The sequence below is a fragment of the Sphingomonas sp. genome, from assembly GCF_042096255.1.
Taxonomy (GTDB): Bacteria; Pseudomonadota; Alphaproteobacteria; order Sphingomonadales; family Sphingomonadaceae; genus Sphingomonas.
In genome coordinates this window covers 67,821-81,016 of record NZ_JBELLZ010000004.1, presented here as the reverse complement: position 1 = coordinate 81,016, position 13,196 = coordinate 67,821, and the positions used below count along the sequence as shown (strand labels likewise).

At 70.5% G+C, this 13,196-nt stretch carries 6 protein-coding genes and 2 pseudogenes; 4 read left to right on the top strand and 4 right to left on the bottom strand.

The annotated features are described in order from the left end of the window. Both ACFDTH_RS01700 and ACFDTH_RS01695 read right to left on the bottom strand, forming a co-directional pair. A pseudogene (locus ACFDTH_RS01700) lies at positions 1–579 on the bottom strand (hypothetical protein); the annotation flags it as partial. Continuing rightward, positions 576–1,991: a glycosyl transferase family protein gene (locus tag ACFDTH_RS01695; RefSeq protein ID WP_375285770.1), complete on the bottom strand. Its 1,416-nt coding sequence runs from the start codon at positions 1,989–1,991 to the stop codon at positions 576–578. The pseudogene ACFDTH_RS01700 and the gene ACFDTH_RS01695, both read right to left, overlap by 4 nt. 115 nt (positions 1,992–2,106) lie before the next feature. On the opposite strand from ACFDTH_RS01695, the gene ACFDTH_RS01690 reads away from it, so the two are divergent. Next, on the top strand, positions 2,107–7,911 hold the full coding sequence (locus ACFDTH_RS01690) for an alpha-2-macroglobulin (protein WP_375285769.1): 5,805 nt from the start codon (positions 2,107–2,109) through the stop codon (positions 7,909–7,911). Between the two features lie 4 nt (positions 7,912–7,915). Here ACFDTH_RS01690 and ACFDTH_RS01685 read toward each other — a convergent pair. Beyond that, positions 7,916–8,038 (bottom strand): annotated as a pseudogene (locus ACFDTH_RS01685) (short-chain dehydrogenase); the annotation flags it as partial. A gap of 244 nt (positions 8,039–8,282) precedes the next feature. Here ACFDTH_RS01685 and ACFDTH_RS01680 point away from each other — a divergent pair. Genes ACFDTH_RS01680 through ACFDTH_RS01670 form a run of 3 tightly spaced genes read left to right on the top strand, consistent with a single transcriptional unit; the run spans position 8,283 to position 11,681 of the window. After that, a complete protein-coding gene (locus tag ACFDTH_RS01680) occupies positions 8,283–9,032 on the top strand; it encodes an ATP-binding cassette domain-containing protein (RefSeq protein WP_375285768.1) in 750 nt (249 codons plus the stop codon). Then, entirely contained in the window at positions 9,029–10,561 is a 1,533-nt protein-coding gene (locus tag ACFDTH_RS01675; RefSeq protein WP_375285767.1) for an ABC transporter permease/substrate-binding protein, read from the top strand. The genes ACFDTH_RS01680 and ACFDTH_RS01675 overlap by 4 nt, the downstream gene beginning before the upstream one ends. A gap of 43 nt (positions 10,562–10,604) precedes the next feature. Further along, the gene (locus ACFDTH_RS01670) at positions 10,605–11,681 is read left to right on the top strand and encodes a hypothetical protein (protein ID WP_375285766.1); all 1,077 of its coding nucleotides are present in this window, start codon (positions 10,605–10,607) and stop codon (positions 11,679–11,681) included. A gap of 255 nt (positions 11,682–11,936) precedes the next feature. Here ACFDTH_RS01670 and ACFDTH_RS01665 read toward each other — a convergent pair whose 3' ends face one another. Beyond that, entirely contained in the window at positions 11,937–13,142 is a 1,206-nt protein-coding gene (locus tag ACFDTH_RS01665) for an acyl-CoA dehydrogenase family protein (protein WP_375285765.1), read from the bottom strand. Between the last annotated feature and the right edge of the window lie 54 nt (positions 13,143–13,196).

Genomic DNA, 13,196 nt, shown 5'->3' with positions numbered 1-13,196 from the left:
GTCCAACCCGATCGCCCCCTCCTGCTGCCGGCTGTCGAGTGCGGCGGAGACGCGGCCGTAGACCGCGACCCGACGCGCATCGTTCAGCGCGTAGGCGAGGCGCAGGCCCGCCTGGCTGCCGCCGAGTTGGCTGGCGAAGGGCGTCGCCCGGCCGCCGGGCCGCGCGATTGCCCAGCCGCTGCCGCTCCAGCGCGAGGCGCGGAACGCCGGCGGGTAGCCTGTGCCCGGCAGCGGCGATGCATCGACGGGCACATGCCCTGCGGCCGGTACGACGATCCCGGCGATCTTCCGGGGAAAGGCGGCGTCGGCACCGATCGAAGGGGCCACGTGGGCCATCCCCTCGGGGACTTTTTCGGTCGAGAGTCGCGACGCAGCCCGTGTAATCGTCCGCACGGGCACCGGCTTAAAGGTCCGCATCACTCTTCGGACACTCGTCCCCTCGGCCGCGGCGGGCGGCACCAGCACGCGTGCCGCCTTCGGCAACACCTCCGCCATCGGCCACAGCAGCGCCGCGCGGACGCCCACCCAGACGCCGACCACCGCGATCAGGAAGCGGATCGGGCGGCCCCGCCCCGTCACGGCGCCTCCGCGAGCATGGCCTCTGCGGGAAAGACATGCTCGGTCTTGTCCCAGCGCACGGGCGTACCGCGGAGCGTGCCGAGATAGCGCCGCAACGCCTTGCTCACGGCAAGCAGCGAGATGTAGTTCGCCACCAGCAATCGCGGGATCGCGCGCGCTCCCTCGCGCCAGCCATAGAGGCCGCTTGTCATTGCGATCCGCATCGCGAGGCGCCAGGCGAGCAGCGCCGTGTTGACCATCGTCAGCCTGCGCAGAGCCGGGCCGAGCGGCGGCACTGGCGTTCCGACCAGCGCGTGCAGGACAAGCGACAGTCCCCAGGCGACCAGCGCCAGGTAAGCGGCGGCAAGCACCAGCACGGCCAATGGCGCGCGGCGGTCACGCATCCGCATCCAATGGTCGCGCCAAGCGAGCCCGCGCGACCAGCCGGTCCGGTCCCATCCAGCGAGCGCAATGCCGACCATCCAGCGCGCCTTCTGCCGCACCGCGGTCGATATGCGGCTCGGGAAATAGGCACGGGTGGCGATCAGTCGTCCGCCGAGATTGCGATAGCGCGCGAACGCCACCGCATGACCCGATGCGCCGAGCTTCAGGCCCAGCTCATAGTCTTCGGTGAGGCTGCCGGGATCGAACGGCGTCTGGCCTCCGAGCATCGCGAGCACCTCGCAGCGGATCGCGCAGCCGACGCCGGCGAGCGGCAGGCCATGGCCGAGGTCCGCGCGGATGATCAGATTCTTGCTGTGGCTCTCCGCGAATTCGTCGGCATAGTGACCGCTGACCAGGCGATGCGCGGGGTCGATCAGCGGCACCACCGGCACCTGCACCGCGACATGGCTGCGCAGCAGCGCGTCGTGGATCCGTAGCTCGTCTGCGTCGACCACGTCCTCGGCGTCATGCAGGATCAGCGCGTCGGTGGCACGCCCCGCGGCGGCATCGTCCGAACGCAAAGCTGACCACATCGCATTGAGATTGCCGGCTTTGGTAGTTGGCCCCGGCACCGGACCGATCACCAGCCGGACGCGCGGATCGTCCACCGCCTCGACCGCGGCGATGGTCGCGGGATCGTTGGGATAGGCGCCGACATAGATCGCATAATCGGCGTGCCGGATGCGTCCGAGCGCACTGCGCAGCATCGCGCCGATCACCCGATCCTCGCGCCAGGCGGGTACGAAGATCGCGAGACGCAGCGGCGGATCGGCGCGGGGCAGGGTGTCGATCGAGGGTGGCGCGGCGAAGCGGGCGACGATGCGGCCGCGCAGCCACATCAGGTCGATGGCGAGATCGTCGATGCCGCCGACGAGGAAGCCGGCGCCGGCGAACAGCAGCGCCTCGCGCAGGCACGCGTCGACCAGCCAGACGAGTGCCCCCACACCCACGTCCCCCTTCAGGCCCAGCGTATCCCCGGACAAATACATGCGAAGCAAGCGCAAACGCCCGGATCGTCTCCGTTTTGGACCAGAACCCGCCCGGCAGCGCTACGCTTCCCCCGCCCGCGCGCAACCGATAAGCTCGTTGCCAAGGGAGATCGGAATGCGCCTGTGGACCCGGATCGCGCTGCTGGCGCTGGCCATCGCACCGCTGGCGGCTTCGGGGGACTCGAGCCCGCAGGTGATCCTGGCAACGCCCGGCATCGGTGGCGGTGCGATCGAGCGGTTCACCCTCCGGTTCAGCCAGGCGATGGTGCCGCTGGGCGATCCCCGCGCCGCGGCGCCGGCCACGGTGGAGTGCGCGATCGGCGGCGAGGGCCGCTGGGTCGACCAGCAGACCTGGGTCTGGGAGTTTGCGACCGGGCTGCCGGGCGGCACCACCTGCACCGTCAAGACGCGCGAAGGGCTGCGCTCCGCCGCGGGCTATGAACTGCCCGCGCAGCGCAGCTTCACCGTCGATTCCGGCGGGCCGACCGCGCGCGCGGTGCTTCCCTCTGGGAGCGGCGACGAGATCGAGGAGGACCAGGCGTTCCTGGTCGCGGCGAACATGCCCGCGACGCCCGCGTCGGTGGCCGCCAACGCTTATTGCGCGGTGGACGGGATCGGCGAGAAGATCCCGGTGCGCGTGCTTGGGCCCGAGGTGCCGGGCAAGTTGCTGGGCGCGATGGGCAGCGACGACTGGCAGACGCGCAACTTTCTGGAGAACGGCGGGCTGCCGACCACCGTGCCCACCGATGCCGCGACGCGTGCCCGCGCGCTCGCCAGCGTCGTCGCGCTGCAATGCGGCCGGCCGCTGCCGCCGGAGCGCGATGTGTCGCTGGTCTGGGGCGCGGGGATCGCCGGCGCGAACGGCAAGACCGCGGGGGCGGACCAGCGCTTCGACTTCACCGTGCGCAAGCCGTTCGCGGCGCGGTTCGAATGTTCGCGGGTGAACGCGCAGGCGGGGTGCAGCCCGGTCGAGAAGGCCTATGTGCGCTTCTCCGCACCGGTGCCGATGTCCGCCGCGAAGGGCATCCGCATCGCGCTGCCCGATGGCAAGACGGTTTCGCCCACCTTCTCGGACGACGATAAGAAGCGCGCGACGATCAGCGATGTGGCGTTCGCGCCGCCGTTCGCCGCTGGGGTGGCGGGCACGCTGACGCTGCCGGCGGGGGTGAAGGACGAGAGCGGGCGCACGCTGTCCAATGCGGAGCGCTTCCCGCTGGCGATCCGCTTCGACCAGGCGCCGCCCTTGGTGAAGTTCGCCGCGCCGTTCGGCATCCTCGAGGCGAAGGAAGGCGGCGTCCTTCCCGTCACCGTCCGCAACGTCGAGCCGGCGTTGCAGGGCCGCAACCTCACGGTTGCGTTGCAGGGCCGCAATCTCACGGTCGCCGGCCAGTCGCTGCGGGTCGAGGGCGGTGACGGCGCGGTCGCGGACTGGCTGCGCAAGGTGGACAAGGCCGACGACAGCAATGTCGAGGAGGTACGCGACGCCAAGGGCGAGGTGGTGCGCCGGATCAATCACACCGGCGACAAGGCGATCCTGAGCGAGGGTGCCGCGCTCACCGTCGGCCTGCCCGGCAAGGGCCGTGCCTTCGAGGTGGTTGGCATTCCGCTGTCGAAGCCCGGCTTCTACGTGGTCGAACTGGCCAGCCCGGTGCTGGGCGAGGCGCTGCTGGGGCGCAAGGCGCCGCGCTACGTCGCCGCCGCGGCGCTGGTCACCAACCTGTCGGTCCACTTCAAATGGGGGCGGGAGAAGAGCCTCGCCTGGGTGACAGAACTCGACAGCGGCAAGCCCGCCGCCAATGCCGAGATCCGCGTCACCGATAGCTGCACGGGCAAATTGCTCGCGCGCGGCGTCACCGATCGTTCGGGCGGGCTGATGGTGCCGCCCGGCTTGCCCGAGCCGCAGACCTATGGCGGCTGCGAGTACGAGAGCAGCCCGCACCCGCTGATGGTCTCCGCGCGGCGCGGCGACGACATGAGCTTCGCGCTGACCGAATGGGGCGAGGGCATCCGGCCCTACGACTTCGACCTGCCCTATGGCTATTCGGCGCGCGGCGAGATCGTCCACACCGTGTTCGATCGCGCGCTCGTCCGCCAGGGCGAGACGGTGCACATGAAGCACATCGTCCGCCAGCCCGATGGCAGCGGCTTCACGATTCCGCCGGGGTTCACCGGTACGCTCCGCCTCGCGCATCGCGGCTCGGAGACCGTGTTCGAGATGCCGCTGGCGATCGGCGCGGATGGCGTCGGCGAGACGAGCTGGGCGGCGCCGCAGGGCGCCCCGATGGGCGACTACGACCTGCGCTTCGTCAAGCCCGACGGCACCACCGTCTTCACCGAACAGTCGTTCCGCGTCGACGAATACAGACTGCCGACGATGCGCGCGACCGTGACTGGACCCAAGGACCCGGCGGTGCGCCCGCGGTCGCTGCCGGTCGACCTCTACGCCGGCTATCTCTCCGGCGGCGGCGCGGCCAATCTCGCGGTCGACGTACGCGTTGCCTATACGCGCCGCGACTCCGCGCCCGATGGATACGAGACCTACACCTTCGGCGGTCGCGCGATCGCCGAGGGGGTGAAGCCGCTCAACGGCGACGGCGAGGAGGAGCAGGCGCCGCTGCCGCCCGTCCAGCTGCTGCCCGCCACGCTCGGCGCGAACGGCGCGCGACGGCAGACGATCGACGTGCCCGCATTGGACGGCGCCGCGGACATGACCGTCGAGATGGATTATCAGGACGCCAACGGCCAGACGCTTACCGCCTCGCGCGTGATCCCGATCCTGCCCTCGCGCGTCCAGCTCGGCGTCAAGACGGACGGCTGGTTGATGAAGCAGGACGATCTGCGCCTGCGCTTCGTCGCGCTCGACCCCGCCGGCAAGCCGATCGAGGGACAGAAGATCACGGTAGCGCTCTATTCGCGCCAGATCCTGACGGCACGGCGCCGGCTGATCGGCGGCTTCTACGCTTACGACAACCAGGTCCGCACCGAGAAGCTCTCTGCGAGCTGCACCGCCACCACCGACGCGCAGGGGCTGGCGCAATGCGCGGTCGACCCCGGCGTCTCGGGCGAGGTGTATGCGGTCGCCACCGCCACCGATGCGGACGGCAATACGTCACGCGCGGTGCGCTCGGTGTGGCTCGCCGGCGACGATGACTGGTGGTTCGGCGGCGACAACGGTGACCGGATGGACGTGGTCGCCGAGCAGCAGTCCTACAAGGCGGGCGAGACCGCGCGCTTCCAGGTGCGCATGCCATTCCGCGAGGCGACTGCGCTGGTGACGGTGGAGCGCGAGGGCGTGCTGTCCAGCTTCACCACGCATCTCTCCGGCACCGATCCGGTGGTCGAGGTGAAGATGCCCGGCGCCTATGCACCCGACGTGTTCGTCTCGGTGCTGGCGGTGCGCGGGCGCGTGCAGCAGAGCTGGTGGGGCTGGTTCAAGGGATTGTTCGGCGCCCGCGAAGAGGCGCCCGCGCCGACCGCGCTGGTCGATCTGTCGAAACCCGCCTACCGGCTCGGCATCGCCAAGGTGAAGGTCGGCTGGGAAGCGCACACGCTCCAGGTCAAGGTCGCCGCTGACAAGCCGCGCTACGCCGCGCGCGAGACCGCCAACGTCGCCATCGAAGTGCGTGACCCGAGCGGCAAACCTGCGCGCCAGGCCGATGTCGCCTTCGCCGCGGTCGACCAGGCGCTGCTCCAGCTCGCGCCGAATGACTCGTGGAACGTGCTCACCGCGATGATGGGCGAGCGGCCGCTTTCGGTTCTCACCTCCACCGCGCAGACCCAGGTGGTCGGCAAGCGCCACTATGGCCGCAAGGCGGTGGAAGCCGGCGGCGGCGGCGGCGCGGACATGAGCGCGCTCAATCGCGAGAACTTCCAGCCGGTGCTGCTCTGGCGCGGCCGGGTGCCGCTCGACGCAAACGGTCGCGCGCGCGTGCCAGTGCAGCTCAATGACGCCCTCTCCTCGTTCAAGCTGGTCGCGATCGCCACCGACGGCGCGCAGCTCTACGGCACCGGCACCGCCGACATCCGCACCGCGCAGGACCTGTCGATCTACGCCGGCCTGCCGCCCTTGGTGCGCACGGGCGACGCCTATTCGGGCGTGTTCACCCTGCGCAACGGCTCGGCGCGGCCGATGACGATCACCGCCGAAGTTGCGCTGTCTCCGCAGATCGCCCGCGGCAAGCCGATCACCGTCACCATCCCCGCGGGCGGCGCCGCGCCGGTGGCGTGGAACCTCGCCGCACCCTCCGGTCAGGGCACGATCCGCTGGCAGGTCTCCGCGCGCGCCGCCGACGGTCGCGCCGCCGATCGGGTGACCGCGACGCAGGAGCTGGTGCCCGCCGTGCCGGTGGAGACCTGGGCGGCAACGCTGGCGCGGATCGGCGACACCCGCATCCCGATCACCCCGCCCAGCGGCGCGCTCGTCGGCTTCGGCTCGGTCGATATCGCCTTGTCGGACACGCTGGCGCCGCCGATGGCGGGGGTGCGCCGGTTCATGGCCGCTTATCCGTACACCTGCTTCGAGCAGAGGATGAGCCGCGCGGTCGCGCTGGGCGACCAAGCGGGGTGGACGCAGCTGGCTGCCGAGATCCCGACTTATCAGGCGCCCGATGGCCTGCTGCGCTACTGGCCCAGCGACACGCTCGACGGGTCGGAGGCGCTCACCGCCTATGTCCTCTCGCTCGCCGGCGAGGCGGGGCTGGCGATCCCCGAGGCATCGAAGACGCGGATGGTCGAGGGATTGAAGGCCGTGCTCGACGGCCGGCTGCGCCACGAGAGCTATGGCGACGTCCGCCTCCAGCGCCTCGCCGCCTTCACCGCGCTCGCCCGCGCCGGTGCGGCGACCTCCGCGATGATCGGCCAGGTAGGCCTCACCAATGCCGAGATGCCGACCAGCGGCCTCGCCGACTGGATCATGGCGGTGGACCGCATCCCCGGCCTCGCCAACGCCGCCGACCTGCGTGCCGCGGGCGAGGCGGAGCTGCGCCGCCGCTTCGTCTATGAGGGCACGCGCGTCGACCTGACCGATCAGTCGCGCGCGCCCTGGTGGCTGATGCAATCGGCGGACGAGGGCGCGCTCAAGGCTCTGCTCGCGGTGGTCGGCCGGCCCGGCTGGCAGGACGATGGGCCGCGGCTGATGGTCGGCGTCGCGCAGCGCCAGGCGGGCGGGCGTTGGGACACGACGACGGCCAACGCCTGGGGCACGCTGGCGGTGGCAAAGTTCGCGCGCACCTATCCTGCCACCGCGATCGCCGGCACCACCACGCTGGCGCTCGGCAGCCGGCAGATCGCCAGGGGCTGGCCGCTCGACACCGGCGCGCGCCTTGCCAGCTTCCCGCTGCCCGCCGCGCCGACGCCGTTGCTGCTCCGCCAGTCGGGCGGCGCGGGGCCGTGGGCGAGCGTTTCGGTGCGCGCCGCGGTGCCGCTCCGCCAGCCGCTCTCCGCCGGCTACCGCCTCTCCCGCCAGGTGGAGGTGGTGCAGCGCCGCGTCGCCGGGCGCCTCACCCGCGGCGACGTGGTCAAGGTGACGCTGACCGTCGACGCCAGCGCCGAGCGCAACTGGGTGGTGGTAGACGATCCGATCCCCGCCGGCGCGACGATCTTCGGCGATCTCGGCGGCCAGTCGAAGGTGCTCGCCGACCAGGCCTCGGGCGGTGACGGGGTGAAATTCGGCTCGGTGGATGGCGACGGCAAGCTCTGGGAGGTGCAGGCCGGCGTCATGCCCGCTTATGTCGAGCGGACCAACGCCTCGTGGCGCGGCTATTACGCCTGGGTGCCGCGCGGGCGTTTCCAGGCGAGCTACATGCTCCGCCTCAACGGCGCCGGCCGCTTCCACCTGCCGCCGAGCAAGGTGGAGGCGATGTACTCGCCCGCGATCCGCGCGATGGTGCCCAACGCGGACGTGACGGTGGCGGCGCGCTGAACCGTCAGCCGCCCAGCACCAACGCGCGCATCCCCTTGCGCAACCGGCCGGGCATCCAGCGCGCGGCGAAGGCGAGGCGGCGTGCAGTCTTGCCGACGAAGGTGTGGACGGCATCGCCATGCCGAGCAAACACGTCGAGCTGCCCGGCGACGGATGCAAGGCCGGCGAGCGTCGCCTGCCACTGGTCAGGCTGGCGCACGTCCATTGTGTAGCCGCGCGCACAGTCGGCGGGGAGCATAGCCAGCGTTTCCGCGGAGCCTCGTCGCATCCACGTCCGCGACCCCGACGCACCAGCCGCGTCACCAGGATCGCCTTCATGGATGCGCCCCTTCGTTTGTGTTTTGCGACAGCATCCCGCATCGTCGCTGCCGATGTCAGCGCAAAGCGCCACGCTCGCCTTCGAGGGCGTGACCAAGCGCTTCGGCGACACCGTGGCGCTGGATGGCGTGTCGGTGGCGATCGCCGCGGGCAGCTTCGTTGCGCTGGTCGGCGCCTCGGGATCGGGCAAATCGACCCTGCTCAAGACCGCCAACCGGCTGGTCGTGCCCGACGCGGGGCGGGTGACGCTGGACGGGCAGGATGTCGCGGACGGCTCCGCCCCGCTGCTGCGTCGACGGATCGGATATGTCTTCCAGAACGTCGGCCTTTTCCCGCACCTGACCGTGGGCGAGAACATCGCGTTGCCGCTGCGGCTGGCCGGTCGCGCGGACGACCGCGTCGTCGAACTGCTCGCGCTGGTCGACCTGCCCGACGAGGTCGCCGCGCGCACCCCCGATGCGCTCTCCGGCGGGCAGCGCCAGCGCGTCGGCGTCGCGCGCGCGCTCGCCGCCGAGCCGCGGCTGCTGCTGATGGACGAGCCGTTCGGCGCGCTCGATCCGGTCACGCGCGACGCGCTGGGCGGCAAGGTGCGCGCGCTGCACGACCGGCTGGGGCTGACGACGGTGATGGTGACGCACGACATGGCCGAGGCGCTGCTGCTCGCGACGCGCGTGCTGGTGATGCACGCGGGACGGATCGTCGCGGACGAGACGCCCGCCGCTTTGCTCGCCGGCGCAGGCGGAGACGCCGCGCAGGCGCTGGTGGCGGTGCCGCGTGACCAGGCACGGCGGCTGCTCGCGTGAGCGAGGCGTTCGCCCGCGTGCCGACGCTGGCCGCGCAACACCTGCTGCTCGCGCTGGCGGCGCTGGCGCTGGGGCTGGCGATCAGCCTGCCTCTCGGCCTGTGGTCGGCGAAGCGGCCCGCCGTGGCGCGGGTGGCGCTGGGGGTCGCCAGCCTGATCCAGACGATTCCCGGCCTCGCATTGCTCGCGCTCTTCTACCCGATCCTGCTCTGGCTCTCCGGGCTGGTCGGCGGCGGCATCCCCGCGCTCGGCTTCCTCCCCGCGCTGCTCGCGCTGACCCTCTACGCCTTGCTGCCGATCCTGCGGAACACGGTGACGGGCCTGACCGGCATCGACCCGGCGGTGATCGAGGCGGCGGACGGCATCGGCATGACGCCCTCGCAGAAGCTGCGGCTGGTGGAGGCGCCGCTGGCGCTGCCGGTGGCGATGGCCGGGGTGCGCACCGCCGCGGTGTGGACGATCGGCGCGGCGACGCTCTCCACCACGGTCGGTCAGCCGAGCCTGGGCGACCTGATCTTCGCCGGGCTCCAGACGCAGAGCTGGCCGCAGGTGCTGGCCGGCTGCATCGCCGCGGCGGCGCTGGCGCTGAGCGTCGACGCCTTGCTCGGACTGGCCGAGTTCGGGGTGCGGCGGCGGCGGCCGGCGCTCGCCTGGGCGGCGCTGGCGCTGCTGCTCGCCGGCACCGCGGCGGCGAGCGTGCCGCTCTGGCCGGGACGCACCGGGCGAACGGTGGTGGTGGGCGCCAAGAACTTCTCCGAACAGTTCATCCTCGCCCGGCTGATCGGCGACCGGCTGGAGCGCGCCGGATATCGGGTGGAGTATCGCGAGGGGCTGGGCTCGGCGGTGGCCTTCCAGGCGGTCGCGGGCGGGTCGGTGGACGTGTATGTCGACTATGCCGGCACCTTGTGGACCGGGCCGATGCGCCGCACCGACGCGCCGCCGCGCGCCGAGCAGCTCGCCGCGCTGGCGCGGTGGACGCACGCCACGCACCGCGTCCGCCTGCTGGGATCGCTGGGGTTCGAGAATGCCTATGCCTTTGCGATGCGCGGGCCGGCGGCGAAGCGGCGCGGGATTGCCACGCTCGCCGACCTCACCGCGCAGGCGCCGGGGCTGACCCTGGGCAGCGACCTCGAATTCCTGGACCGGCCCGAGTGGCGCGCGGTGCAGCGCGCCTACGGCCTGCGCTTCGGCGGGGCGACGCGGTACAGCCCGACCTTCATGTACCGTGCGCTGGCGAGCGGGCGCGCGGACGTGATCAGCGCCTTCTCCTCTGACGGCCGCATCGCCGCGGACGGGCTGACGGTGCTGGCCGATCCGAAGCACGCCATCCCCGGCTATGACGCGGTGCTGCTGCTCGCGCCCGAGCGCGCCGGCGACGCGCGGTTCGCCGCGGCGCTGACCCCGCTGCTCGGCCGGGTGCCGGTGGCGGCGATGCGCGAGGCGAACTACCGGGTGGACCGCGACGCGGCGAAGGAGACGCCCGCGGCGGCGGCACGCTGGCTGGCGCGACGGGTGGGGCTGGAGCGGTAGGTCTCGTCACCCCGGGCTCGACCCGGGCTCCCGCTTCGTCTGCTTGCTGACGATCAACGTTGACCTGACCGTCCCAGTCATGCATTTCCAGTTAGTGGTCTATACGCCCGCTCTCTTGTCACCTGCTTTAGTTGCGTCACTGACGGAAGTGGGGAACAAGCTAAAGACCGGCGAGGACCCTGCCCGACCATTGAAAACGGCGCTTGCTTTATTATCTGATATAGATCCTGGCCATGTTGCGAGAGTAGATGGGGAGATTGCGGCAGCAGCAGACCTTCATCGGCAAGTGCATCTGTCACCATTGAGCAGGTTGTTTACGCGTCAGCCGAGCGGAGCTGCGCAGCTGCTTCGAACTCCTGGGCTCGAGTACCTTTTCATTTTTCATCGAGATGGACGCCTCCGCGAAGCCGCGCTTCTCAAGGTTACAGGCGGCCTGCCAAACCCCTTCCTTTTTGCCGCAGTCTTGTGGAGGCTCAACGATTGGGCAGAACCTGTTCGCCAAGCTGCAACTCGTTGTGCGAACCGCTCCTTCCCGATCACCGATCCTGGCATCGTCGCCCAAACAGCCGCGGAGCTCCTTGTGAGGCAGGCCAGTTGGCGCAGGTGGCGTGAAGAGCGTGCGATTATCGATCAAGTGTTCGGTCGAAGCGATGTGGCGGCCGAACTGGCCGGCCTTATGTCTAGCGCCACGACAGGACCACAAGCATCGACGTTGCGCTACGCTCTTCGTACACCCGCGCTTGACCGCCACCTGGAGACGCTTGCGTTCTACGCTACTCAGCCGGCGGTCCGTGCTGTGGCTTTGGCGGCCCTGATCGACGGCAAGGCTGAGTGGCCTTCCGGCAAGGCCTGGCGGTGGATCGACAAAACCTATGGCCTGCGTCGTCGGGAGACGACGTTCGATCATCGGCCTTTGGCCAGGACGGTATCTCGGCAGAACTTCATCGCGCGTGGAGTGGCTGACAAGTCAGCGGTTGTGCGGCGGGTGGCGCTAACTGGCATCATTCGGCATATGCTCGACACGACCGATGCTCGCGCCTGGGCGGCATCGCTCCTGTCCGATCGATCAAAATCGGTCAGGGAGAGAGCAGAGTTTATTGTTCGGCATCTGCCGACATAGCCAACCGTTGGAGCGATCCTCCGAGCGTTGGCGATCCTACTCCCGCCCCCGAGAACCAGCTGCGCCGTTCTCCCCAACCCGTCACCCCGGCCTTGTGCCGGGGTCCACCGTGATGCTCGGCGAAACGCCTGGTGGGTTGAGGGCTGAGTTCGCCTTCTCCAAATGAAGGCGCATGGCCGGTGCCTCCCCGCCAGCGTTGCAACTCGCCGCCCGGTGGACCCCGGCACGAGGCCGGGGTGACGGTGGGTGGCCCCCCTACCGCCCCACCGCCAGGTCCTTGAACGCGGCGTCCTTGTCCGTGCGGATCTCGCCGGGCAGGCCCAGCACGCGTTCGGCGATGATGTTCTTCAGGATCTCGTCGGTGCCGCCGGCGATGCGCAGGCCGGGGGCGTTCATCACGGCGGACTGGAACAGCGCCTTCATCGGCATCAGCGCAGGGTCGGCGAGGATGCCATATTGGTCCTCCGCCTCCACCGCGGCGTTGCCGAGGTCCTGCAGCTGGTTGGCGGCGATGATCTTGCCGATCGAGCTTTCCGGGCCCGGCGTCTGGCCGCGGCTCAAGGCGGTGATGGTGCGCATGCGCGTGTTGCGCAGGCCTTCCGACTGGACGTACCAGTCGGCCAGTTTCTGGCGGAAGGCGGGGTCGTTCAGGAGCGTGCCCTCCATCGCGGGCAGTTCGCGCGCGAGCTCCAGGATCTCCCTGGGCCCCGCGCCGCCACCGCCGCCCACCGCCAGCCGCTCGTTCATCAGCGTGACCAAGGCGACCTTCCAGCCGTCGTCCACCGCGCCCAGCCGCTGGCTGTCGGGGATGCGCACGTCGGTGAACCACACTTCGTTGAAGTTCGAGCCGCCGGACATCTGGTGGATCGGCCGGATCTCGACGCCGGGCGAGCGCAGGTCGAGCCAGAACATGGTCAGCCCCTTGTGCTTGGGCACATCGGGGTTGGTGCGGACCAGCAGGATGCCGTAATCCGAGTAGTGCGCGCCGGAGGTCCACACCTTCTGGCCGTTGACGACCCAGTCCTCGCCATCGCGGACGGCGCGGGTGCGGATCGCCGCGACGTCCGATCCGCCGGCGGGCTCGGAGAAGAGCTGCGACCAGATCTCCTCACCGCGCAGTGCCGGGCCGACGAAGCGGTGCTTGGTCTCGTCGTCGGCGAAGGCCATCACCGTGGGCACGCACATGCCGAGGCCGATGGTGAAATAGCCGTATTGGACGGGGTGCTTGGCCTCTTCCTGGCCGAAGATCACCGACTGGATCGGGGTGCCGCCGGGACCGCCCCAATCCTTGCGCCAGGTGATCTGGGCGTAGCCCGCCTCCGCCTTGCGCTTCTGCCAGGCGCGGCCCGCGGCCATGTCGTCGGCGTGGGGAAGCGCCTTGTGCTCGGCGACGTTCTTCTCCAGCCAGGCGCGCGCGGTGGCGCGGTATTCGGCTTCCTCGGGGGTGTCGTTGAAGTCCATGTCTCGTCTCCTCACCCGTTCGTGCTGAGCGAAGTCGAAGCACATGCCCTTCGA